Below are 22842 nucleotides of genomic sequence, written 5' to 3'. Positions count from 1 at the left end.
TTCTCAAGGTGCGGACGCTTCCTTTGTACTGACCCTCGCGGGCTTTCCTCCGGGCGCTTCCTTCGTTCTTGCGTTTCCGACTCTATCAGATCTTTCCGATCCGATTTCCTCGGTGCTTTCCAGGTTTTCGCTTTCGCGTTTCCCTTTCCGGCGTTTCCGACTCTATCAGAAGTTTTCCACCGGTTTTCCCGGTGTTCAGATCCTGATGAGGAATCGGGGTGTGCTCCACCGTGGAATCCAGTTCCAGATCGGGAGCGAAGAAGATCTTATCAAGTTGCCCTCGCACTGTCCAGTCCGAGGCAACCGTTCAAATCTACCTCCCCACACCGACTGTGTCAACAGTCTTTGCGGGACGACGAGGAGACTAGCAGCTCGGCGGGGTGCTCCGCACATCGGGCGGTGTCAGGCCGCGGTGGGCTGTGTCGCGCTCTGGTCGGCGGCCTCCACGTCGCCCACCTCGCCGGCCCGTGCGGCACGGCCGCCGAGCACGTAGACGTAGACCAGGAAGGCCGCCTCGGCCACGACGCCGATGGTGATCCGGGCCCACGTGGGCAGGCCGGAGGGGGTGACGAAGCCTTCGATCAGGCCGGCGACGAAGAGGACCACCGCCAGGCCGATGGCCATGCCCAGGGCGGCCCGGCCCTGCTCGGCGAGGGCGGCGCGGCGCGTGCGCGGACCCGGGTCGATGACCGTCCAGCCCAGGCGCAGGCCCATGCCGGCGGCGACGAAGACGGCGGTCAGTTCGAGCAGGCCGTGCGGGAGGATCAGGCCGAGGAAGACGTCCAGGCGGCCGGCGGAGGTCATCAGTCCGATGCCGACGCCGAGGTTCGCCATGTTGAGGAAGAGGATCCACAGCACCGGGAGCCCCAGGAAGGCGCCCAGGACCAGGCACATCGCGGCCGCCCGCGCGTTGTTCGTCCACACCTGGGCGGCGAACGACGCCGCGGGGTGGCTGGAGTAGTACGTCTCGTAGCCGCCGCCGGGCTTCGTGAGTTCCTTGAGCTCCTGCGGGGCGGCGATCACGCTCTGCACCTCGGGGTGCGTGGCTATCCACCAGCCGATGAGCACGCCCAGCGCCGTGGACAGCAGTGCGGTGGGGATCCACCAGCGGCGGCTGCGGTAGACGGCGGCCGGGAAGCCCGCGGTGAAGAACCGCGCGACGTCGCGCCAGCCGGCGCGGCGGGTGCCGGTCACGGCCGAGCGGGCGCGGGCGACGAGCTGGGTCAGCCGCCCGGTGAGCAGGGGATCGGGAGCGCTGGACTGGATCAGGGACAGGTGCGTCGAGGTGCGCTGGTAGAGCGTGACGAGCTCGTCCGCCTCCGCACCGGTCAGCGCGCGGCCACGGCCCAGGAGCTGCTCCAGCCTGTCCCATTCCGCCCGGTGTGCGGCCACGAAGACGTCGAGATCCATCCGGTTTACCGCTCCCCTGCCCCAGGTCCCTTACTCGTACTGTGGTCAGCTTGGCAGACTTGCAGGACAAGGGGCGGGTCAGGTCACGTGAAGGGTGTGCATCGGTGAGCGATCTGGTGACGGGGGACGCGGTCGTCCTGGGGCTGAGGCCGGCACGACTGCCGAGCCGGGCGCTGGCGATCCTCCTCGATCTCTGCGTCTACGTCACCGGATACCTGCTGCTGTCGATCGGGCTGGCCGTCGCGACCGCGTCGCTGGACGACGCCGCCGTCGCCGCCGTGTCGGTCGCGTCGTTCATCCTCGTGCTGGTCGGTGTGCCGATCGCCGTGGAGACGCTGAGCCGGGGGCGTTCGCTGGGCAAGCTGGCGTGCGGGCTGCGGGTCGTACGGGACGACGGCGGCCCGATCCGGTTCCGGCACGCGCTGGTGCGCGGGGCGATGGGGATGGTCGAGCTGCTGGGCACCTTCGGGACCGTGGCCGTGATCTCGTCGCTGGTCTCGGAGAACGGGCGGCGGCTCGGGGACGTGTTCGGAGGGACGCTGGTGGTCCGCGAGCGGGTGCCGGCGGCGCGGGTGATGCCGGTGCCGCCTCCGCCGCCGTGGCTCGCCGGGCGGTTCACCGGGCTGGACCTGTCGGCCGTACCGGACGGGCTGTGGCTCGCGATACGCCAGTACCTGACGCGGATGGGGCAGCTGGACCCGCAGATCGGTGCCGCGATGGCGGTGAAGCTGGCCGACGACCTGGTGGCGAAGACGGGTACGCCCCCGCCGGCCGGGGTGCCGGCCGCCGCGTACCTGGCGGCGGTGGTGCACGAGCGGCAGACGCGTGACGCGGCGCGGGCCTTCAGCAGCGCGCCGGGGCACCAGCACCCGGGGCAGCAGGGGTACCAGCACCCGCACCAGCACCCGGGATACCAGTACCCGGGGCACGCTCCTCACCACCCGCAGGGGCAGCAGCCCCAGGCGTACGGGGCGCCCGGTCAGCCGGCGCCGTATCCCGGGCCGTATCCCGGGCCGGGGGCCGCTCCGGTCCAGGCCCCGGTTGCGACGCCCGCGCAGCCCGCTCCCGCGCAGCCCGTTCCCGTGCCGCCGGCCTCCGGTGGGTTCGCGCCGCCGTCCTAGCCGTCCTAGCCGTCCTGGGGGAACGTCGACGGCGGGCTCTCCAGGTGTTCGAGCTCGATGCCGGGGGCCGAGAGGACCACGTCCCCGGCCAGGTGCACCGTGTGGACCTCGCCCGTGTCCAGGGCGCTGACGCGGTACTCGTCCACCGTCAGGGGGCCGCTGTCCGTGGCGTGCGCCTCGCTCTTCAGCAGGGCCCAGGCCTGGTCCACCGTGCGGGGGGCGAGGACCGGGTCGGTGAAGTGGACGAGCCGGACCCGGGTCGCGGGGGCACCCGGGGTCAGGCGCAGCAGGCGTGCGGTGGCGACGAGGAAGGCCGGGGAGCTGCCGGTGAAGGCGGGGGCGTGCACGTTGCCCTCGGTCGCCTCGGTCCCGGTGGGGTCGGTGCGGACCCAGGTGACGCCGTCGATGGCGGCGGCGCGGACCTGCCAGCTCGCGGCGTTCAGTTCGAGGCGGATGGGGCGGCCGAGTTCGTCGATGGCCAGGTCGACGGAGCCGCGGTGCTCGCCGCCGGGGCCGGTGAGCTGGGAGACGTAGCGCCAGCCGGAGGGGCCGGGGGCGCAGTGGAAGTGCTCTTCGTAGAGGGGGGTGTGGTCGTGGGGGTCGTGGAGCGAATAGCGGCCGCGGGGCATGGGCGTTCCTGACGTCTGACGTGCGGAGGGGCCGGAGGCGCCCGGAGATGCGAGGCAGGCCCCCGGCAACGGGTGCCGGGGGCCTGCCTTCGGTGCGGGTGTTTCCTGCTGCCTGCTACCTGCTGCCTGCTGCCGCTCGGGGCGAGGCTCAGTAGCGGTAGTGGTCCGGCTTGTACGGGCCCTCGACCTTGACGCCGATGTAGTCGGCCTGCTCCGGGCGCAGGGTGGTGAGCTTGACGCCCAGCGCGTCGAGGTGGAGGCGGGCGACCTTCTCGTCGAGGTGCTTGGGGAGCACGTAGACGTCGGTCGGGTACGCGTCGGGCTTGGTGAAGAGCTCGATCTGGGCCAGGGTCTGGTCCGCGAAGGAGTTCGACATCACGAAGGACGGGTGGCCGGTGGCGTTGCCGAGGTTGAGCAGCCGGCCCTCGGACAGCACGATCAGGACCTTGCCGTCGGGGAAGGTCCAGGTGTGGACCTGCGGCTTGACCTCGTCCTTGACGATGCCCTCGGTCTTCGCGAGACCGGCCATGTCGATCTCGTTGTCGAAGTGGCCGATGTTGCCCACGATGGCCTGGTGCTTCATCTTGGCCATGTCCGAGGCCATGATGATGTCCTTGTTGCCGGTGGTGGTGATGAAGATGTCGGCCGTCTCCACCACGTCGTCCAGCGTCGCGACCTGATAGCCGTCCATCGCGGCCTGCAGGGCGCAGATGGGGTCGATCTCGGTGACGATGACGCGGGCGCCCTGGCCGCGCAGGGACTCGGCGCAGCCCTTGCCGACGTCGCCGTAGCCGCAGACGACCGCGACCTTGCCGCCGATGAGGACGTCGGTGGCGCGGTTGATGCCGTCGATCAGGGAGTGGCGGCAGCCGTACTTGTTGTCGAACTTCGACTTGGTGACGGCGTCGTTCACGTTGATCGCCGGGAAGAGCAGGCTGCCCTCGGCCATCATCTCGTAGAGGCGGTGGACACCGGTGGTGGTCTCCTCGGTGACGCCGCGGATCTCGGACGCGAGCTGCGTCCACTTCTGCGGGGTCTCGCCCAGGGTGCGGTTGAGGAGCGTGAGGATGTGGCCGTACTCCTCGGAGTCCGCGGTGGCCGGGTCCGGGGCGGCGCCGGCCTTCTCGAACTCGACGCCCTTGTGGACGAGGAGGGTGGCGTCACCGCCGTCGTCGAGGATCATGTTCGGGCCGCCGGTGGGCGTGTTCGGCCAGGTCAGGGCCTGCTCCGTGCACCACCAGTACTCCTCCAGCGTCTCGCCCTTCCAGGCGAAGACGGGGACGCCCTGCGGGTTCTCCGGGGTGCCGTTCGGGCCGACGGCGATGGCCGCGGCCGCGTGGTCCTGGGTGGAGAAGATGTTGCAGGAGGCCCAGCGGACCTCGGCGCCGAGGGCGACCAGGGTCTCGATCAGGACGGCGGTCTGCACGGTCATGTGCAGGGAGCCGGTGATCCGGGCGCCGGCGAGGGGCTGGGCCTCGGCGTACTCCTTGCGGATCGACATCAGGCCCGGCATCTCGTGCTCGGCGAGGGTGATCTCCTTGCGGCCGAAGGCGGCGAGGGAGAGGTCTGCGACCTTGAAGTCCATGCGTGCTGCTCCTCATGGTTCGTCGAGAGGGTGGGTACGGCTGAGCCGTGCACCTCGGGGGGCGCACCGGGCGCAGTCCGTCGGGGGCCCTCTCTCCCCTCGGCCGGTCGCGAGGACCGCCCGACCCGCCATCAGCAGCGACGTCTGACACCGCCTAAGAATCTACACCGATCGGCCCAGCGGACCCCAGCCCGCCGAGGGACATGTCCCAGCCAGGTCCCTCGGCGGTGAGGGCCCCGCACCCCGGTGGGGCGGGGTCCCGCCGCGTTCCGTACGCTGCCCCGCGCACGCGCGTCGCGCGCGCGGACACAGGCGCATGCGATGCGGATGGGGTGGGTTCATGGGGCGCGGACCGGGGATCGGACGCGGGATCTCGGCGATCGTGCTGATGGCGTGCGGGGTGGCGCTGCCGCTGGTGCCGTTCGTGGGGGGCGTGGTGACGACCGGGCACGAGGTGCGGGGGTACGACGTGGCCTCGCAGAACATGGAACCGGCCTACCGGCTCGGGGACCGGGCCTGGTTCGCGCACGCGGCCACGGCCGAGCTGACGGTGGCGCGGGGGGACGTCGTGGTCCTGTCCGCTCCGCAGTGGGTGCCCGAGGGGCTGGTGCTCACGCGGGTGGTGGCGCTGGGCGGCGACCGGATCTCGTACCGCAGGGGCGATGCCACGCTGATGCTCAACGGGGCGCCGCTGGAGGAGCCGTACCTGAAGGACCGCCGGACGCCGTCCGCGGTGCCGTTCGAGGTGACGGTTCCGGAGGGGCGGATGTTCGTGCTGGGTGACCACCGGGCCAACTCCAACGACTCCGCGTTCCACCTCGACGAGCAGAGCGGCTCGCTGCCGCTGTCGGCGGTGCGCGGCCGGGGCGTCGCGCGGCCGTCGGGGCTGCTGGACCGGGACCGGGCCCGGGTCGCGGGGGCGGCGGTCATCGGCGTCGGCGCGGGGCTGGGCGGCTGGGCGCTGGTGGTCCGGCGGCGGGCACGGCGAAGGCCCCCGCGGGAGCAGGGGCCTTCGGTGGGTCCGGGGGCGCCGGGCGGTGGCTACTTCCCGGCCGCCGGCTCGTAGATGTCCGGCTCCAGGTAGATCACGCGGGCGATCGGGACCGCCTCGCGGATACGGGCCTCGGCGGCGTCGATGGCCTGCGCGACCTGGGCGGCGGTGTTGTCGTGCTTGACGGCGATCTTGGCGGCGACCAGGAGTTCCTCCGGGCCGAGGTGGAGCGTCCGCATGTGGATCAGGCGGGTGACGGTGTCGCCGTCGACGATGGCGGCCTCGATCTTCTGGACCTGGTCGGCGCCGGCGGCCTCGCCCAGCAGCAGCGACTTGGTCTCGGCGGCCAGGACGATCGCGATCAGGATGAGCAGGACGCCGATGCACAGGGTGCCGATGCCGTCCCAGACGCCGTCGCCGGTCAGCAGCGCGAGGCCGACGCCGCCGAGGGCCAGGACGAGGCCGACGAGGGCGCCGAGGTCCTCCAGGAGGACCACGGGCAGCTCGGGGGCCTTGGCGCGCTTGACGAACTGGGTCCAGGTCAGGCCGCCGCGGACCTCGTTCGACTCCTTGATCGCCGTACGGAAGGAGAAGCTCTCGGCGATGATCGCGAAGACGAGGACGCCGACCGGCCAGTACCAGGCCTCGATCGGGTGCGGGTGCTGGATCTTCTCGTAGCCCTCGTAGATGGCGAACATGCCACCGACGGTGAAGAGGACGATGGAGACGAGGAAGGCGTAGATGTAGCGCTCGCGCCCGTAGCCGAAGGGGTGCTGCGGCGTCGCCTCGCGCTGGGCCTTCTTGCCGCCGAGGAGCAGCAGGCCCTGGTTGCCGGAGTCGGCGAGCGAGTGGACGCTTTCCGCGAGCATCGACGACGAGCCGCTGAAGATGAATGCCACGAATTTGGCTGCGGCGATGGCGAGGTTGGCGGCGAGAGCCGCCACGATCGCCCTGGTTCCGCCTGACGCGCTCATGGGTGCGGGTTGTCCCTTCCTAGCGGGTGCTGGGTGCTTACGGCCGCACATTGTTGCAGCCGTGGGCACCGAGCCCGCGTCAGAGGACGACGGTCGCGCGGTAGATGGCGCCCGTACCGGACAATTCGACCTGCTCGTCGGCGGGGACGAAGACGGATTCGCCCGGCGCGAGGGTCAGTTCGCCGGCCTTCGGGCGGCCCGCGGTGCACAGCAGGACCTGCGGGGCGCCGTCGGGGACGGTGACGGGGGCGGCGCCGGGGGGCAGGACGAAGCGGGAGAGCCGGAACTCGTCGATGGGGGCCTCGTAGACCTCCTCCCCGTTGCCCTCGGGGCGCAGGATGTGCGGTTCGCCCGGTTCGAGGCGGACCACCTTGAGGAGTTCGGGGACGTCGACGTGCTTGGGGGTCAGGCCCGCCCGCAGCACGTTGTCGGAGTTGGCGAGCAGTTCCACGCCCATGCCGTCGAGGTAGGCGTGCGGAACGCCCGCGCCGAGGAACATGGCCTCGCCCGGCTGGAGGCGGACGTGGTGGAGCAGCATGGCCGCGATCACGCCGGGGTCGCCGGGGAAGTGGTGGGCGAGCGGCGCGTACGGGGCGTACGGGCCGCCGAGGCGCTCGGCGGCGGCCGCGGCCTCGGTGACGGTGTGGGCCATCTCCTCGGGGTCGGCGGTGAGTACGGCCGTCAGGACCTCGCGCAGGGCCGCGTCCTCGGGGTGGGCGTGGAGCAGGTCGACGTACGGCTTGAGGGAGTCGACGTCGAGGCCGGAGAGCAGCTCGGCGGCCTCCAGCGGGGAGCGGAAGCCGCACAGGCCGTCGAACGGCGTGAGGGCGCAGAGCATTTCGGGCTTGTGGTTGGCGTCCTTGTAGTTGCGGTGGGACGCGTGCAGGGGGATGCCGCGGCTCTCCTCGTCGGCGAACCCGGCGCGCGCCTGCGCGAGATCGGGGTGGACCTGGAGGGAGAGCGGGGCGCCGGCCGCGAGGATCTTGAGGAGGAAGGGCAGCCGGGGGCCGAACTTGGCGACGGTGGCGGCGCCGAGCTCGCGCACGGGGTCGGCCGCGATGATGTCCGTGAGGGTGGCCTCGCCGGTGCCGCGGTCGAGGCGGGACGGGGCGCCGTGGTGGGCGCCCATCCACAGCTCGGCCTGGGGTTCACCGGTGGGTTCGACGCCGAGGAGGGCGGGGATCGCGGTGGTGGAGCCCCAGGCGTAGGGGCGGACGGTGTTCGTGAGGCGGTCCATCGTGCGGCTTCCTTGGGAAGGGGAGGGGGCGGCCGGCGTCGGACGGGCGGGGGGCGGCGGACGCCGGATCAGGGGCGCCTGGTGGATGCCAGCGCGAGGTAGGCGGTGGCGAAGTCCGTGACGGCGAGGAGCTCGGCGAGCTGTTCGAGCTCGCCGCCCTCCTCCGGTTCGAGCTCGCTGATGGCCGTGTCGTGACTGAGGGCCAGTTCGCGAGCGGCGGGCGCGGCGGTGAGTCCGCCGGCCGGCCGGTCGCGCAGCAGGATGACACGGGCGTGGAGGGCCTGCGGCTCCTCCACCCGGTCGCGGAAGAAGTCTTCGGGGTCGGCGCCGGCCGCGAAGGCACTGGCGAGGAGCACGCCGTGGGCGGGCAGCGCCTCGGGGAGGTCGGCGGCCAGCGCGGGGCGGCCGGCGAGTTCGGCGAGAGTGGCGGCGAAGCGGCGGCCCGCCGGGGCGGCGCCGGCTCCCTCGCTCCAGATGAGCGGGATGGAGTCGGCGAGTTCGGCGGCGAGGGTCTTGGCGGGGTTGGAGTACGTCGCGATGGCCGGGCCGCAGCGCTCGGCGGTGCGGTCGAGCCGGTCGGCGACCAGCTGGAGCGTTTCGGGGGCGGCCTGGACGAGGCCGACCTTGTCGAGCAGGACCAGCAGCGGGGTCAGCAGGGCCCACAGGGCGCCGGGGCCGGCGGCGGCGCTCTCGTCGTACTCCTGGTACGGGGCCCGGGCCATCGGGACGAGCAGTCCGTGGGCGCCGCCCACGGCCTCGCTGAGCGGGGACCGCTCGGGGGCGACGGCGACGACGGTGCAGCCGCGGCGGTAGGCCTGCTCGGCCAGGAGTGCCAGGCCCGGCTCGGTGCCGTCGATGGTGGTGATGAGCAGCAGGTCGACCGGGCCGGCCCAGCCGGGCAGCGCCCAGCGCAGGGCGCCGGCGGCGGGGGCCACGCCGGTGGGCTGGAGGCGGGTGACCGGGGCGGCGGCGCCGGCCAGGCCGGCGAGCAGGTCGGCGACGCCGTTGGCCGCGGTGCCGGGGCCGGCCATCAGGACGGCGCGGGGGCGGCCGTCGGGGCGGAGGTCGGCCAGGCCGGCCTCGGTCGCGTGCCGGGCCGCGGTGCGGACCCGGGCCCCGGCCTCGGCGGCACCGCGGAGCAGACCGCGCCGGTCTACGCGGGCGAGCTCTTCCGGTGCGTCGAGCAGCGACTCGTCGAGCATGGCGGCCTCCGGTCGTCGTCGCGGTGCGGTGTACGCGTGGCGTGGCGGTGCGGTGTACGCGTGGCGTGGCGTGTGCGGTGTACGCGTGGCGTGGCGTGTGCGGTGTACGCGGCTGTGCCGTGCGGGTGACGCGTGGCGTGGGCCGGCGCTCAGGCCGGGCGGCGGGCCTCGTCCACCAGGAGGACGGGGATGCCGTCACGGACGGGGTAGGCCAGACCGCAGTCCGTGCCGGTGCAGATCAGCTCGGGAGCCGTCTCGTCGGCCGAGCGGTCCTCGAGGGGCGCGTGGCAGGCGGGGCAGGCGAGGATCTCCAGAAGGCCGGCTTCGAGCGGCATGGGGGCGTCCCTTCGAACGGGCGGGTATGCGGTTGGGCCAGGTCAGCGTACCGCTGTGAGGACGGTGGCGCGGCGCGGTGGGCGTCGCGGGGCCTGATCGTGACCAAGGTCCGCCCGGATCCACGGGTGGGCGGGGGCGGGGTGCGCGAGGGTGCGGCCCGGTGGGGAGGTGCGGGGTGGGGTCGGTTGCTCGCGCAGTTCCCCGCGCCCCCTCACGGGGTGCGGCCCGGTGGGGGGTGCGGGTCGTGGTTGGTTGCTCGCGCAGTTCCCCGCGCCCCCTCACGGGGTGCGGCCCGGTGGGGGGGGTGCGGGTCGTGGTTGGTTGCTCGCGCAGTTCCCCGCGCCCCTCATGGGGTGCGGCCCGGTGGGGAAGTGCGGGTCGGACTCGGTTGCTCGCGCAGTTCCTCGCGCCCCTCACGGGGGCTTACGCGCGGACCTGGGACAGGACCTCGTCGCGGATCCGGGTCAGGGTGGCCGGGTCGCGGGCCTCTACGTTCAGGCGCAGCAGCGGTTCGGTGTTCGAGGCGCGGAGGTTGAACCACCAGTCGTCGGCCGCCACCGTCAGGCCGTCGAGCTCGTCGAGGGTGACGCCGTCCCGGGTGGCGTGGGCCGCCTTGACCGCCGCCAGGCGGCCGGCCTGGTCGGCCACCGTGGAGTTGATCTCGCCGGAGCCCACGTAGCGGTCGAAGGAGGAGACCAGGCCGGACAGGGGGCCCTCCTGGCCGCCGAGGGCCGCCAGGACGTGGAGCGCGGCGAGCATGCCGGTGTCCGCGTTCCAGAAGTCCTTGAAGTAGTAGTGCGCCGAGTGCTCGCCGCCGAAGATCGCGCCGGTCTTCGCCATCTCCTCCTTGATGAAGGAGTGGCCGACGCGGGTGCGGACCGGGGTGCCGCCGTGCTCGCGGACGATCTCCGGCACGGACCACGAGGTGATCAGGTTGTGGATGATCGTGCCGGTGCCGCCGTTGCGGGCCAGCTCGCGGGCGGCGACCAGGGCCGTGATGGCGGACGGGGAGACGCCCTCGCCGCGCTCGTCGACGACGAAGCAGCGGTCGGCGTCGCCGTCGAAGGCGATCCCGAGGTCGGCCCCCTCGGCCAGCACCCGGGCCTGGAGGTCGACGATGTTCTTCGGGTCGAGCGGGTTGGCCTCGTGGTTGGGGAAGGTGCCGTCCAGCTCGAAGTACAGGGGGACCACGTCCAGGGGCAGGCCCTCGAAGACCGTCGGGACGGTGTGGCCGCCCATGCCGTTGCCCGCGTCGACGACGACCTTGAGCGGGCGGATGCCGCTGACGTCCACCAGGCCGCGCAGGTGGGCGGCGTACCCGGCGAGGGTGTCCCGCTCCGTGACGGTGCCCGGCACGACGCCGGCCGGGACCGCCGGGGCGCCCTCGTCCAGCCACGTCTCGACGAGCTCGCGGATCTGGCCGAGGCCGGTGTCCTGGCCGACCGGGGCGGCGCCGGCCCGGCACAGCTTGATGCCGTTGTACTGGGCCGGGTTGTGCGAGGCGGTGAACATCGCGCCGGGCAGGTCCAGGGAGCCGGAGGCGTAGTAGAGCTGGTCGGTGGAGCACAGCCCGATCAGGGTGACGTCCACGCCGCGGGCGGCGGCGCCGCGCGCGAAGGCCGCGGACAGGCCGGGCGAGGAGGGGCGCATGTCGTGGCCGACGACGATCGCCGTCGCGCTCGTGATCTCGACGAACGCGGCGCCGAACAGCTCTGCCAGGCTCTCGTCCCACTGGTCCGGCACGACGCCTCGTACGTCGTACGCCTTGACGATGTTCGTCAGATCAGCAGCCACTGCCTGCCCTCCCGAGGTTCTGTGCGGTGGCTGCCCAACCTACCGTGCGCCCGTGACGGCTCCGGCGGCCGATCCGCAGGTCGGGGGAGGTGCGGTGGCCCCGGGTCAGGAGTCGGGCGAGCGGAGCACGCGCAGGTGGCCTCGGCGGGTCTCGCCGGGGGTGGGCCCGCCGGGTCGCGAACCGCCGGCCTCGGCCGCGCGGTCGTGCGGACGGGCGGCTTCGCGGACGGCGTTGGCCAGGGCTTCGAGATCGTCGCCGCAGGGGCGGGACGGCCCGGAACCGTCGGACAGCCGGACGACCTCCCAGCCGCGGGGCGCGGTCAGGCGCTCCGAGTGCTCGGCACACAGGTCGTAGCAGTGGGGTTCGGCGTAGGTGGCGAGCGGGCCGAGAACTGCGGTCGAGTCGGCGTAGACGTACGTCAGTGTTGCGACGGCAGGGCGGCCGCACGCGGTGCGCGAACAGCGACGTACAAGGCTCACGACGTTGGACGGTACCGCACTCTTGACCGGGCCGCGACGACTCTCCCTCAGCTCACTCCCCCGTGTCGTGGCGCGATCGCGCCCTTGGGAGGCCCGGTGCGGCGGGGCCGGGCGGCGGGTGGCGGGGGCCCTGGGAGGGCGGGGATACGGACGAACCCGGCCACGAGATGGTACAGATTGCAACAATCCGGATGGGGCGGCCGGTCCCCGGCGGCTCCCGGTACGGACCCGATCTCGGCCGGAATGCCCGGGCCGCGACATCCGGTCACCGCCGCGTGCCGGGGCCCTGCCGGGAGCTACCCTGCGTGAGTGATGGACACCCCTCTGACGCCGCGTCCCGGCGAGCGCCCCCAGGAGCCGCGGCCGCGGCGACGTGACCGGCACGGCCGGGGGATGCGCGGTCCGGTCGCTCCCCCGCAGGTACCGCTGTCGGCCAGCCGCGCGGAGCTGTTCGGGGACCTCGTGCAGGACTCCGTCGAGCGGCTGGAGCGGCGCTGGCCGCAGCTGGCCGAGGTGGAGTTCGTGGTCGCCGAGGTGCCGGGGGCGCCGGGCGGCCCGGAGGGCGGCTGGAACGACGAGGCGGTGCCGCTGGGCGGGATGGTCGCGGCCCAGCAGGGGCGGCCGGCCCGGATCCTGGTGTTCCGGCGGCCGGTGGAGATCCGTACGAAGAACCGCGACGAGCGGGCCCTGCTGGTGCACGAGATCGTGGTCGAGCAGGTCGCGGACCTGCTCGGCCTGTCCCCGGAGACGGTCGATCCGCGGTACGGGCAGGACTGACCCCGCTCAGCCGCCCAGGACCGCGTAGTCCTCCACCGCCTTCGGGACGGCGACCGTGCCGCGGTCGTCGGAGAGGGTCTGGACCGTGAACATCGCGATCCCCTCGTGCGGCAGGGACAGCGTGCGCGCCGCGTGGACCGGACCGCCCGAGACCGTCTCCACGGTCAGCGCGTACGCCCCCTTCGCGTCGCCCCCGGGGACCGGCGGCGACGGCACCGCCAGCGTCGTCCCCGCCTTGACCGTGTACTCCTGGACCGCCGGCTCGCCGCCCTGCGTGCCCGGCGAGGCGGTGACCCGCACCTTGGCGTCGGCGCCCGGCGCCGTCAGGGACAGCACCGTCGCCCCGGCGTCCGCGCGGTTGTCGGCGACCGTGGCCCGCGCGCCCACCGGAGCCGCCGCGGGGATGAAGGCGACCTCCTGCTTCGCGCCCGTGCCCCGCACCACGCGCAGCGCGGCCACGACGGGCACCGCCTTCTTCGCGTCGACCGGGGCCAGCACGAGCGACCCGGCCTCGCCGCGCGTGACGTCGGCGAGGTCCAGGGAGGCGGTCATCCCGGCCTTCACGTGCAGCTGTTCGTTGCCGGCGGGACTGATGGGGCCGCCGGGTCCGGCGAGGCGGACGGTGAGGTCCGCGTCGTCCTCGCCGGGGGCGTAGGCGACCAGCCGTACGGAGGTCGCGTCCGCCGGGATGCCGGGCAGGACCAGCGCGGGGGCCGGGTCGGCCGACGCCGGCAGCCAGTCGGCGCCGACGGCGTCCTCGGTGGACTGCACGGAGGCGCCGACCCGGCCCGAACGGGTGGTCACCCGGGCGGTGACGTCGGCGATCTGGCCGGGCGCCAGCGTGGACAGCAGGACGGCCACCGAGGACCTGGGGCCGACCTTGATGTTCTCGCCGGCCCCGGGGCCGGCGTCGGACTTGACGGCGCCGTCCGGCCCGAAGAGCTGGATGTCGACCACGGCCGGGGTGTCGTCGGCGTTGGTCAGGTGCACGTAGTCGTGGCGGCCCTTGGCGGTGCTCGCGGCGGGGAACCAGAAGTCGGTGGCGGGCGCCGTGCAGCTCAGTCCCAGCAGGCCGCGGCCCTGGACGGCGGTGACCCTGGTGGTCGCCTGTGCGGTCCAGCCCGGGGCGAGAGCGCCGTCGGCGGTGCCGGTCAGGGCCGGGGCGTCGGCGCCGGAGGCGGTGGCCGCGGCCGGCCGGCCCGGTTCCTTCAGCTCCAGCAGCTGCCCGGCCTCCTTGCCGGTACCGGTGAGCCGGGCGGCGCCGCCCGTGCCCCGCTTGGTACCGGCGCCGGCGGGGCCGCCGGGGGTGATCGAGGTGTACGTCGTCTCGGCGACGTCCGAGGAGGACGGCTGCGGGCACACCAGGGTGGAGCGCTCCACCGGCAGCCGGGCGGCGGCCGCGCCGGACGCGGCCGGCGCGGACTCCCCGGCGGGCAGGGTCAGGGCGGCAACGCCGGTGACGGCGGCGAGCGCGGCGGCCACGGCCGCCAGGGTCAGGGGGACGCGCTTCACTGCTGGGGGCTCCCGTCCGGGCGCTGGGGGTCGTGGGCCACGGGCTGCCCGTAGGCGTCGTAGCCCTGCTCGGCGTACGGCCCGGCCTGCGGGTACGGCTGCGGGTAGGGGTGGGCGTGCGGGTACGGGGCCTGGGCGGCGCCATAGGGCTGGGGGTGGGGGTGGGGCTGGGGGTCGTACGCGGGGGCGGGGGCCGGGGGGTGCTGCGCGGGGGCGTGGCCCTGGTCGCCGTAGGCCTGGTCGCCGTAGGCCTGGTCGCCGTAGGCCTGATCGCCGTACGTCTGGTCGCCGTAGGCCTGGTAGGCGTAGGCGTCCTCGCCGTGCCCGGGCCCGTCGGGGAGCTGGGCGTACGGATCGGCCTGGGCCTCGGCGGCGGGGGCGGCCGCGCCCTCCTGGGCGCGCAGCCGGCGGGCGCGGCGGCCGTCGCCGGCCCCGCCCGGGCCGGACTGTGCCGGGATCGCGGCCTCCTCGTCGGGCAGGTCGTCGTCGAGGCTGCGGCGGCGGCCCGGCAGGGCCAGCACCAGCAGGACCAGGGCCAGCGCGCCCTGGGTCCAGCGCCAGCCGGTGCCGGCGGCGGAGTCGGCGTGGACGAGGTCGAGGCGGCCGCCCTCGGCGGGCAGGACGAAGCCCTGGGCCCAGCCGTCGACGGTCCGGGGGCTGAGCGGCTTGCCGTCGAGGGTGGCCCGCCAGCCGGGCGCGGCCCGGTCGGCGATGCGCAGGACGCGCCCCGCCTCACCGGCCGCGATCTTCGTGTGGGCCTCGACGGGGCCGGAAGCGACCGGGATGGGGGCCTCGCCGGGCTTCCCGGAGACGATGACGACGCGGGCGACCTGGCGGTCGACCCGCCACAGGGCGCTGCCGTCGAGCTGGCTGAGGCGGCTCAGGCCCGGGGTGGCGTCGAGGACGCGGCGCATCGCCTGCGGGGCGCCGTCGCGGACCAGGATGTAGCGGATGGCGAAGCCGCCGAGCTGGTCGGTCTGGTCGGCTCCGGAGCCCGCGACCAGACTGGAGACGGTCCTGCTCAGGCGGGCGTCGGGGCCGGCCGCGGCGGCGAGTTCGGCGTCGCCGAGGCGGGCGCCGGAGCCGCGGACGAGGGTGTAGGAGACGGTGGCGGGCGAGGTGCCGCCCAGGACGAGGGTGCGGGCCTGGTCGCGGGTGCCGCTCTCCTCGGCGACGAACGCCGGGACCTGGACGGGGTCGCGGCGTTCCAGCGGACCGTCGGCGCCGGTGGCCATCCAGCCGGCGGCGCTCGCGAGCGGTCCGGCGGCGGCGGCCAGGGCGATGAGGGCGGCGAGCGGCTGGCGCCAGCCGAAGCCGTGGGCGGCCAGCCGCTGCCGGGCGCCGTCGGCGCCGAGGACGGCGGCGGTGAGCAGGGCGAGGCCCTGGACGAGGGTGGCGGGTCCGGCCCAGCCGGTGCGGGCCAGGACGACGGCCAGCACCAGGGCGGCCAGGGCCACGGCCCAGGCGGTGCGGATCGCGGTGGCGCGGTCGGTGCGCAGGAGTGCGGCGAGGGCGGCCAGGACGATGCCGATGAGCAGCCCCCCGCCGAGGGTGCCGGGGCCGCCGGGGCTGATGCCGAGCAGGTCCAGGGCGGTGGCGGTGCCGGCGCCGTGGGTCAGGCCGGCCTCGCGCAGGAACCGGCCGGGGTGCGTGAGCAGGCCCAGTGACCAGGGGGCGAGGACGACGAGCGGGGTGAGGAGGGCGGCGAGCAGCCGGGGCGCGTACGTCTTCCAGGCGGCCCGGCGGCGCAGCAGCGCGGCCAGGCCGAGCACGGCGGCGAGCGGCCAGACGACGGGGGTGAAGGCGGTGGCCAGGGTCAGCAGCAGCGTGTACGTCCACAGCGCGCGCCAGCTGCCGCGCTCGCCGCCGGAGCCGTGGGCGCGGACGGCGGAGCGGGCGATCAGCGGCAGCAGGACGGCGAGGACGGCGGTGCCCAGGCGCCCGCCGGCCAGCGCGCCGGTGACGGCGGGCAGGAAGGCGTAGGCGACGGCGGCCCAGGCGCGCAGCAGCCGGGATTCCACCAGGGGCCGGGAGGCGACGTAGGCGGTGAGGCCGGCGAGCGGGACGGAGCAGACGAGCAGGAGGGTCAGCGCGGTCTCGGTGGAGTCCAGCAGCAGGGTGGCGAGGGCTCCGAGGACGGCGAGGTAGGGGGGTGCGCCGGCGGTGGAGCCGGTGCCGACGGGGTGCCAGTCGTCGGTGTAGGCGTGCCAGAGGGCGGAGCCGCTGCCGGGGGCGGGCAGCAGGGCCCCGCCCATGAGGGAGCCGCCGGCGAGCAGGGCGCGGCAGGCGACGAGGGAGACGAGCAGGAGGAGGGCGAAGAGGACGGGCGCGGGCCGGCGGGCGATCCGCTTCAGGCGCGCGAACTGTTCGATCTCCAGGAAGTCGGCGTCGTCGCCGCCGGGGCCGGACTCGGTGGCGCCACCGTGCCGGCCGGCGGTGGGGCTGTCGCTGTCGCGGCCGCCCGCCCCGAGGTGTCCGGCGAGGTGTTCGACGGTGGCGCGCAGGGTGGCGCCGGGCGGCGGGAAGAGGCCCCGGCCGCGCAGGACGGTGTTGGCGACGGCGGGGCGGCGGCGGCTGCGGGCGGCGCGGATGCGGCCGGGGCGCAGCAGGGTGGTGAACAGGCCGGTGATCTCGTCGACGGCCTGGCCGGGGGCCTTGCCGACGAGGTAGCCGAGGGTGCGCAGGGCGGTGCCGAGGAGGAGCCGGAGCAGGACGTACGGCAGGGCCCGGCCGGAGGAGTTCACGAGCAGCGTGTAGACGGCGCCGGCCTTGTCGACGCGGTGCGGGCCCGCGGACGTCCGGCCGGCGCAGTCGACGGTGCGGCGTTCGCGGGCGGCGGCCTCGGCGTGGCGCAGGACGGCGTCGGGGGCGACCAGGACGTCGAAGCCGGCCTGGTGGGCGCGCCAGCACAGGTCGACGTCGTCACGCATCAGGGGCAGCCGGCGGTCGAAGCCGCCCAGGCCCTCGTAGACGTCGCGGCGTACGAGCATGCCGGCGGTGGAGACGGACAGGACGGCGCGGACCTGGTCGTGCTGGCCCTGGTCCTGCTCGCGGCGGTCCAGGCCGGTCCAGCGGCGGCCGCCGCGGGCGATGCTGACGCCGGCTTCGAGGAGCTGCTTGCCGTCGTACCAGCCGCGCAGCTTGGGGCCGATGACGGCGGCCTCGGGGTTGTCGTCGGCGACGCGCAGGAGTTCGGTGAGGGCGTCGGGTTCGGGGGCGCAGTCGTCGTGCAGGAGCCAGAGCCACTGGACGGGTTCGCCGTGGGGCAGCTCGGGGAGGTCGTAGCTGTCGTCGCGCCAGGTGCGGCTGACGGGGTCCCAGCCGCTGGGCCGCTTGAGGTAGGGCAGGTCCTCGGGGGTGAGGGTGCCGGCGGTGCGTGCGGCCTCGTCGACGGCGGCGCCGAAGCCGGTGCGGCGGGCGAGGTGCAGGACGCGGTCGTCGCCGAGGGCCTCGGTGAGCAGGCGGGCGGAGTCGTCGGCACTGCCGGTGTCGGCCGCGATGTGGTTCTGGGCCGGGCGCTCCTGGCCGAGGAGTCCGGCGAGCGCCTCCGGCAGCCAGCGGGCGCCGTCGTGGGCGACCAGGACGGCCGTGACGACGTGCCGGGGGAACTCCGGGGTGGGGGGTGCCTGGTGGGCGGCCGTGGAGGGGCTGTGCGGGAACATCGCGGTTGAGGACCTCCGGCGTGGGGGTCCCCCCGGACGCGCGGTCCGGGGGTGGGGGTGCCCCCGGACCGTGTCCGGGGGCGGCCCACACTAACGGCTCGGAACACAGCGGTCCGCCTCCTGCGGGGAAGGGGCAGGAGGCGGACCGTTTGCTCTGCGACCTCTGTACGAATGCGGTGCGGTATGGCGTGTGAAGCGACGGCGAACGTTCAGACCGCGGCCTTTTTCAGGCGCCGGCGCTCACGCTCGGACAGACCGCCCCAGATGCCGAACCGTTCGTCGTTGGCGAGGGCGTATTCGAGGCATTCGGAGCGGACCTCACAGGCGAGGCAGACCTTCTTGGCCTCCCGGGTGGAGCCGCCCTTCTCGGGAAAGAAGGATTCGGGGTCGGTCTGGGCGCACAGAGCGCGCTCCTGCCATCCGAGCTCCTCGTCCGCCTCCTCGACCAGCAGTTCCTGAAACAGCTCGGTCATGTGCGCCCCTCGCTCTGTCTTCGCGTCCCCGTGATGGTGCCGTTACGCCTCAAACCGGAACGACACGAGTGAAATTACAAGTGCGTGTATCTGGGGCAGTCAAGCCGAGATCTGCTATTGGGCCCCTTATTCACTCTGCGGAACCAAGCCTAGGCAGTAAGTGTTCATATCGCCAAAAATCGCGACACATGCCACGCGCACAGGCCGGATCCTCCCTCACCGGTAGCCGACGTGCGAACTCCGGGACCGGGTTGCGAAGCCGCCGGAGAAGCGGCGTAGATCACATTTCGGTTACGGGGCGGCAAGGTCGGCGTGGCGAGGTTTGAGCGCCACCTCCCCGGGCCCGCCCTGCACAAACCTTTCTCCGGGCGCAGTAACCGGATGAGGTGAAAGTTTTCCCCCAAACCAGACATCGGGTTGACAGTCACGCCCGCGAACCGGTCTCCTTGTCCCCATGTCAGCGACCGCAGCCGCCACCCGGACCCCCATTCGTGGGTTCCTGTGCGCTGCCCAGGTTCGCTGTTGCTGTTGCAGCTGTTGATGCCTGCGGAGCTCCGTCTCCCCGCACCAGCTCGCCCCTCCCCCACAGCAACCGGCCGCCTGCCCGGCTGACACCCGTCGAGGACCCTCCCCCATGAACAACGACAGCGACCTCCAGATCGCCGGCGACATCCTCTCTGTCCAGCACCTGCTCCAGCCCGCCCGCGAACACCCGGCCACCGTCGCCGACTTCGTCGGGCTGGCCCGCTCCATCGCCGCCGACCGCTCCCAGTGGGAGCACCTGGTCGAGTACGACGCCACCTCCCGCTGGTACCACCGGCTGCGCACCGGCCCGGGTTACGAGGTCTGGCTGCTGAGCTGGGTCCCCGGCCAGGGCAGCGGCCTGCACGACCACGGCCCCTCCTCCGGCGTGCTGACCGTCCTGGACGGCGAGCTCACCGAGCGCACCGCCCGCGGCCCGCTCGCCCTGGCCGCCGGCAGCCAGCGCGTCTTCGCTCCCGGCTACGCCCACGACGTCGTCAACGACTCCCTCGACGGCGCCGTCAGCCTGCACGTCTACTTCCCGGGCCTGACCGAGATGCCCATGCACACCTGCTCCCCGGCGCGCCCGGAGTCCGTGGTCACCGCACGCGCCTGACACACTGCGTCGCATGCGCATTGTTGTTCTGGCCGGCGGTATCGGCGGCGCCCGTTTCCTGTCCGGTCTGAAGTCGGCCGTGCCCGACGCGGACATCACCGTCATCGGCAACACCGGTGACGACATCCACCTGTTCGGGCTCAAGGTGTGCCCCGACCTGGACACCGTGATGTACACGCTCGGCGGCGGCATCAACGAGGAGCAGGGCTGGGGCCGCGCCGACGAGTCCTTCACCGTCAAGGAGGAGCTCGCGGCGTACGGGGTCGGACCCTCGTGGTTCGGCCTCGGCGACCGTGACTTCGCCACCCACATCGTCCGCACCCAGATGCTCGCCGCCGGTTACCCGCTGAGCGCCGTCACCGAGGCGCTGTGCGACCGCTGGCAGCCGGGCGTGCGGCTGCTGCCGATGTCCGACGACCGGGTCGAGACGCACGTCGCGGTGACCCTGGAGGGCGAGCGGCGCGTCATCCACTTCCAGGAGTACTGGGTCAGGCTCCGCGCCTCCGTCGACGCGGAAGCGGTCGTACCGGTCGGCGCCGAGCAGGCCAAGCCGGCGCCCGGGGTGCTGGAGGCCATCGCGGCGGCCGACGTCATCCTCTTCCCGCCGTCCAACCCGGTCGTCTCGATCGGCACCGTGCTCGCCGTGCCCGGCATCCGGGAGGCCGTGGCGGCCGCCGACGCGCCCGTGGTGGGCCTCTCCCCGATCGTGGGCGGCGCGCCCGTACGCGGGATGGCGGACAAGGTGCTCGCCGCGGTGGGCGTGGAGTCCACGGCCGCGGCGGTCGCCCGGCACTACGGCGCCGGACTGCTGGACGGCTGGCTCGTGGACACCACCGACGCGGACGCCGTCGCGGAGGTCGAGGCCGCCGGGATCAGCTGCCGGGCCGTCCCGCTGATGATGACCGACGAGGCGGCGACCGCCGCGATGGCCCGCGCCGCGCTGGACCTGGCCGGGGCCGCCCGGTGACCGCTCCCGCCCCCTCCTACGAGGTCCGCGCCCTCGCCGGCCTGCCCGAGATCCGGCCGGGCGACGACCTGGCCCGGCTGATCGCGGACACCGCACCGGACCTGCGCGACGGGGACGTCCTGCTGGTCACCTCGAAGATCGTCTCCAAGGCGGAGGGCCGGATCGTCGCGGCGGAATCCCGCGAGGCGGCGATAGACGCCGAGACGGTACGGGTGGTCGCGCGCCGGGGCACGCTGCGGATCGTCGAGAACCGGCAGGGGCTGGTGATGGCGGCGGCGGGCGTGGACGCGTCCAACACGGCGGCGGGCACGGTGCTGCTGCTGCCCGAGGACCCGGACGCCTCGGCCCGCGCGCTGCGCGCGGGGCTCGCGCGGCTGCTGTCGGTGGACGTGGGCGTGATCGTGACGGACACCTTCGGGCGGCCGTGGCGCAACGGGCTCACCGACGTCGCCATCGGCGCGGCCGGCGTACGGGTCCTGGACGACCTGCGTGGCGCCACCGACGCCCACGGCAACCCGCTGACCGCGACCGTGGTCGCGACCGCCGACGAACTGGCGGCCGCCGGCGACCTGGTCAAGGGCAAGGCCACCGGCTGCCCGGTGGCGGTGGTGCGCGGGCTGGGACACGTCCTGGGCGAGGGCGCCGGCCGGGACATGGTCCGCGCGCCCGCCGACGACATGTTCCGGCTGGGCACCTCCGAGGCGGTCCGCGAGGCGGTGACGCAGCGCCGTACCGTACGGGCCTTCACCGACGAGCCGGTGGATCCGGGCGCGGTCCGGCGCGCGGTGGCCGCCGCCGTGACCGCGCCGGCGCCGCACCACACCACGCCGTGGCGGTTCGTCCTGCTGGAGTCGGAGGCGGCGCGGACGAAACTGCTGGACGCGATGCGGGACGCGTGGATCGCGGACCTGGAGCGGGACGGCAAGTCCGCCGAGTCGATCGCGAAGCGGATCCGCCGCGGCGACGTGCTGCGGCGCGCGCCGTACCTGGTCGTGCCGTGCCTGGTGACGGACGGCGCGCACCACTACGGGCACGCGCGGCGGGACGCGGCCGAGCGGGAGATGTTCGTGGTCGCGATGGGCGCCGGCGTACAGAACTTCCTGGTCGCGCTGGCCGGGGAGCGGCTGGGCTCGGCGTGGGTGTCCTCGACGATGTTCTGCCGGGACGTGGTGCGGGAGGTCCTCGGGCTGCCGGCGGACTGGGACCCGATGGGCGCGGTGGCCGTGGGGCACGCGGCCGGGGCACCGGCGGAGCGGCCGGCGCGGGAGGCGTCGGCGTTCATCGAGGTCCGGTAGCGCGGGGCGCTACCAGCGGGCGATGTCCGTACGGGGCATCTTCGGCGTGCGGCGGGGCGGGACGCGGCCCGCGAGCAGGATCAGGCGGGCCGCGCGGTGGCGCTGGCCGGCGTACGGGGCGAGCAGCTCCAGCATCTCCGCGTCGCCGGCGTGCCGGTTGCCGGCGAGGGCGAAGCCGACGATGCCGGGCAGGTGCAGATCGCCGGTGGTGACGGCGTCGGCGGCGCCGTTGCTGCGCTGGAGGGTCTCGGCGGAGGTCCAGGGGCCGATGCCGGGGACCAGCTCCAGGCGGCGCGCCGCCTCGGCGAGCTCCATGGCGGCCGCCTCCTCCATGCGGGCGGCGACGCGGACGGCGCGCAGGACGGTGTCCGAGCGCTTGGCGTCGACGCCGGCCTTGTGCCAGTCCCAGGACGGGATACGGGCCCAGGTGCGGACGTCGGGCATGACGTACAGACCGGCGTCGGCGGCCGGGCCGGGGGCGGGGTCGCCGTACTGGCGCACGAGCCGGCGCCAGGCGCGGTAGGCCTCGTCGGTGGTGACCTTCTGTTCGAGGATCACCGGGATGAGGGACTCCAGGACCAGGCCGGTACGGGTCAGGCGCATCCCCGGGCGGCGGCGGTGGCTGGCGTGGACGAGGCGGTGGCGGGGGACGAAGGCGGCCGGGTCGTCGTCGGCGCCGAGCAGGGCGGGCAGGGTCTCCAGGAGCCAGTCGGCACCGGGGCCCCAGGCTTCGGCCTCGACGGCGTCGCCGGTGTGCGAGACCCGCAGGGTCCCGGCACCCTGCGGGGTGCGGCTGGCCCGCCAGACCGAGCCGTCGGGGGTGGTGCGGAAGGTGGGGTCGGCGGGGCCGCGGCGGAGGGGGCCGAGGGTGAGGCCGAGGTCGAGGTCGACGGCGGGCGCGTACGTACGGGCCTTGGCCCCGCGGCCGACGGGCCGCCCGCGGCCCGCGGGGACGTCGGTCCGGCCACCGCGGGCGGCGGTCGGGGTGAGCGGATCGAATCGGCCGGCCATGCGACGAGCGTATCCCCCACCCCGGGTTCCCCCGCCTCCCCGGGACCCGGCCCCCGAACCTCCGCGCCTCAATCGCCGGCGGGGCTGGGGCGGGTCGCCTCAAACGCCGCGCGGGCTGGAGGGTGCCCAACGGGGCCGGGTGGACGGGGCTCCGCCCCGGGCCCCGCGCCTCAATCGCCGGCGGGGCTCAAAGATCGGGGGCTTCGCCCCCGGGCCCCCATACGGGCGCTCCGCGCCCGTGCGCTCAA

At 74.3% G+C, this 22842-nt stretch carries 19 protein-coding genes; 6 read left to right on the top strand and 13 right to left on the bottom strand.

All coding sequences use genetic code 11. The features are described 5' to 3' along the window. Positions 1-402: 402 nt before the first annotated feature. A complete protein-coding gene (locus ACZ6KO_RS25715) occupies positions 403-1410 on the bottom strand; it encodes a stage II sporulation protein M (RefSeq protein ID WP_469306340.1) in 1008 nt (335 codons plus the stop codon). Between the two features lie 104 nt (positions 1411-1514). Here ACZ6KO_RS25715 and ACZ6KO_RS25710 point away from each other — a divergent pair, with 104 nt between their 5' ends. Then, positions 1515-2531, top strand: coding sequence for an RDD family protein (locus tag ACZ6KO_RS25710; protein WP_469306339.1), 1017 nt, complete (start codon positions 1515-1517; stop codon positions 2529-2531). Between the two features lie 5 nt (positions 2532-2536). Here the strand turns inward: ACZ6KO_RS25710 and ACZ6KO_RS25705 are convergent, their stop codons facing one another. Both ACZ6KO_RS25705 and ahcY read right to left on the bottom strand, forming a co-directional pair. Beyond that, a complete protein-coding gene (locus ACZ6KO_RS25705; RefSeq protein WP_469306338.1) occupies positions 2537-3160 on the bottom strand; it encodes a hypothetical protein in 624 nt (207 codons plus the stop codon). A gap of 148 nt (positions 3161-3308) precedes the next feature. After that, positions 3309-4745: an adenosylhomocysteinase gene (gene ahcY, locus ACZ6KO_RS25700; RefSeq protein WP_469306337.1), complete on the bottom strand. Its 1437-nt coding sequence runs from the start codon at positions 4743-4745 to the stop codon at positions 3309-3311. Positions 4746-5085: 340 nt separating this feature from the next. Here ahcY and lepB point away from each other — a divergent pair, with 340 nt between their 5' ends. Further along, positions 5086-5811: a signal peptidase I gene (gene lepB, locus ACZ6KO_RS25695; protein WP_469306336.1), complete on the top strand. Its 726-nt coding sequence runs from the start codon at positions 5086-5088 to the stop codon at positions 5809-5811. Here lepB and ACZ6KO_RS25690 read toward each other — a convergent pair. The 6 genes from ACZ6KO_RS25690 to ACZ6KO_RS25665 form a co-directional block, all read right to left on the bottom strand. Further along, the gene (locus ACZ6KO_RS25690) at positions 5787-6710 is read right to left on the bottom strand and encodes a cation diffusion facilitator family transporter (protein ID WP_469306335.1); all 924 of its coding nucleotides are present in this window, start codon (positions 6708-6710) and stop codon (positions 5787-5789) included. The genes lepB and ACZ6KO_RS25690 overlap by 25 nt on opposite strands. A gap of 79 nt (positions 6711-6789) precedes the next feature. Next, entirely contained in the window at positions 6790-7947 is a 1158-nt protein-coding gene (manA, locus tag ACZ6KO_RS25685) for a mannose-6-phosphate isomerase, class I (RefSeq protein WP_469306334.1), read from the bottom strand. A 68-nt stretch (positions 7948-8015) separates the two neighbouring features. Then, the gene (locus tag ACZ6KO_RS25680) at positions 8016-9149 is read right to left on the bottom strand and encodes an SIS domain-containing protein (RefSeq protein ID WP_469306333.1); all 1134 of its coding nucleotides are present in this window, start codon (positions 9147-9149) and stop codon (positions 8016-8018) included. 149 nt (positions 9150-9298) lie between these two features. After that, positions 9299-9484, bottom strand: a complete 186-nt coding sequence (locus ACZ6KO_RS25675) for a Trm112 family protein (protein ID WP_401451782.1) — start codon at positions 9482-9484, stop codon at positions 9299-9301. A 424-nt stretch (positions 9485-9908) separates the two neighbouring features. Beyond that, the gene (locus tag ACZ6KO_RS25670) at positions 9909-11279 is read right to left on the bottom strand and encodes a phosphomannomutase/phosphoglucomutase (protein ID WP_469306332.1); all 1371 of its coding nucleotides are present in this window, start codon (positions 11277-11279) and stop codon (positions 9909-9911) included. Between the two features lie 105 nt (positions 11280-11384). Then, positions 11385-11810 (bottom strand): DUF3499 domain-containing protein, encoded by a 426-nt coding sequence (locus tag ACZ6KO_RS25665; protein WP_469306368.1) that lies wholly within the window; start codon positions 11808-11810, stop codon positions 11385-11387. A gap of 261 nt (positions 11811-12071) precedes the next feature. Between ACZ6KO_RS25665 and ACZ6KO_RS25660 the strand changes: the two genes are divergently transcribed. After that, positions 12072-12536 (top strand): metallopeptidase family protein, encoded by a 465-nt coding sequence (locus tag ACZ6KO_RS25660; protein ID WP_469306367.1) that lies wholly within the window; start codon positions 12072-12074, stop codon positions 12534-12536. Positions 12537-12542: 6 nt separating this feature from the next. Here the strand turns inward: ACZ6KO_RS25660 and ACZ6KO_RS25655 are convergent, their stop codons facing one another. From ACZ6KO_RS25655 to ACZ6KO_RS25645, 3 genes are all read right to left on the bottom strand, one after another. Then, entirely contained in the window at positions 12543-14048 is a 1506-nt protein-coding gene (locus tag ACZ6KO_RS25655) for a DUF5719 family protein (RefSeq protein WP_469306331.1), read from the bottom strand. Further along, positions 14045-17710, bottom strand: a complete 3666-nt coding sequence (locus tag ACZ6KO_RS25650; RefSeq protein ID WP_469306330.1) for a glycosyltransferase — start codon at positions 17708-17710, stop codon at positions 14045-14047. The genes ACZ6KO_RS25655 and ACZ6KO_RS25650 overlap by 4 nt, the downstream gene beginning before the upstream one ends. A gap of 209 nt (positions 17711-17919) precedes the next feature. After that, positions 17920-18183, bottom strand: a complete 264-nt coding sequence (locus ACZ6KO_RS25645; RefSeq protein WP_003983763.1) for a WhiB family transcriptional regulator — start codon at positions 18181-18183, stop codon at positions 17920-17922. A 634-nt stretch (positions 18184-18817) separates the two neighbouring features. On the opposite strand from ACZ6KO_RS25645, the gene ACZ6KO_RS25640 reads away from it, so the two are divergent. The 3 genes from ACZ6KO_RS25640 to ACZ6KO_RS25630 are packed head-to-tail and all read left to right on the top strand — an operon-like array spanning position 18818 to position 21583. Further along, a complete protein-coding gene (locus ACZ6KO_RS25640) occupies positions 18818-19321 on the top strand; it encodes a cysteine dioxygenase (RefSeq protein WP_469306329.1) in 504 nt (167 codons plus the stop codon). Positions 19322-19334: 13 nt separating this feature from the next. After that, the gene (gene cofD, locus ACZ6KO_RS25635; RefSeq protein ID WP_469306328.1) at positions 19335-20288 is read left to right on the top strand and encodes a 2-phospho-L-lactate transferase; all 954 of its coding nucleotides are present in this window, start codon (positions 19335-19337) and stop codon (positions 20286-20288) included. Beyond that, positions 20285-21583, top strand: coding sequence for a coenzyme F420-0:L-glutamate ligase (locus ACZ6KO_RS25630; RefSeq protein ID WP_469306327.1), 1299 nt, complete (start codon positions 20285-20287; stop codon positions 21581-21583). Before cofD ends, ACZ6KO_RS25630 begins: the two co-directional genes overlap by 4 nt. A 9-nt stretch (positions 21584-21592) precedes the next feature. On the opposite strand, the gene ACZ6KO_RS25625 is transcribed toward ACZ6KO_RS25630, so the two are convergent. Beyond that, positions 21593-22594 carry a DNA-3-methyladenine glycosylase family protein gene (locus ACZ6KO_RS25625; protein ID WP_469306326.1) on the bottom strand — a complete coding sequence of 334 codons (1002 nt, stop codon included), beginning with the start codon at positions 22592-22594 and terminating at the stop codon, positions 21593-21595. Positions 22595-22842: the final 248 nt, after the last annotated feature.

The organism is Streptomyces sp. NPDC042102 (genome assembly GCF_055582305.1).
This window is presented reverse-complemented; position numbering and strand designations above follow the sequence as displayed.

Excerpts from the sequence above, each read along its gene's own strand:
- lepB (WP_469306336.1), top strand. The coding sequence starts at position 5,086 with ATGGGGCGCGGACCGGGGATCGGACGCGGGATCTCGGCGATCGTGCTG.
- ACZ6KO_RS25640 (WP_469306329.1), top strand. The coding sequence starts at position 18,818 with ATGAACAACGACAGCGACCTCCAGATCGCCGGCGACATCCTCTCTGTC.
- ACZ6KO_RS25650 (WP_469306330.1), bottom strand. The coding sequence starts at position 17,710 with ATGTTCCCGCACAGCCCCTCCACGGCCGCCCACCAGGCACCCCCCACC.
- ACZ6KO_RS25645 (WP_003983763.1), bottom strand. The coding sequence starts at position 18,183 with ATGACCGAGCTGTTTCAGGAACTGCTGGTCGAGGAGGCGGACGAGGAG.
- ACZ6KO_RS25625 (WP_469306326.1), bottom strand. The coding sequence starts at position 22,594 with ATGGCCGGCCGATTCGATCCGCTCACCCCGACCGCCGCCCGCGGTGGC.
- ahcY (WP_469306337.1), bottom strand. The coding sequence starts at position 4,745 with ATGGACTTCAAGGTCGCAGACCTCTCCCTCGCCGCCTTCGGCCGCAAG.
- ACZ6KO_RS25715 (WP_469306340.1), bottom strand. The coding sequence starts at position 1,410 with ATGGATCTCGACGTCTTCGTGGCCGCACACCGGGCGGAATGGGACAGG.
- ACZ6KO_RS25660 (WP_469306367.1), top strand. The coding sequence starts at position 12,072 with ATGGACACCCCTCTGACGCCGCGTCCCGGCGAGCGCCCCCAGGAGCCG.
- ACZ6KO_RS25690 (WP_469306335.1), bottom strand. The coding sequence starts at position 6,710 with ATGAGCGCGTCAGGCGGAACCAGGGCGATCGTGGCGGCTCTCGCCGCC.
- ACZ6KO_RS25675 (WP_401451782.1), bottom strand. The coding sequence starts at position 9,484 with ATGCCGCTCGAAGCCGGCCTTCTGGAGATCCTCGCCTGCCCCGCCTGC.
- manA (WP_469306334.1), bottom strand. The coding sequence starts at position 7,947 with ATGGACCGCCTCACGAACACCGTCCGCCCCTACGCCTGGGGCTCCACC.
- ACZ6KO_RS25705 (WP_469306338.1), bottom strand. The coding sequence starts at position 3,160 with ATGCCCCGCGGCCGCTATTCGCTCCACGACCCCCACGACCACACCCCC.
- cofD (WP_469306328.1), top strand. The coding sequence starts at position 19,335 with ATGCGCATTGTTGTTCTGGCCGGCGGTATCGGCGGCGCCCGTTTCCTG.
- ACZ6KO_RS25680 (WP_469306333.1), bottom strand. The coding sequence starts at position 9,149 with ATGCTCGACGAGTCGCTGCTCGACGCACCGGAAGAGCTCGCCCGCGTA.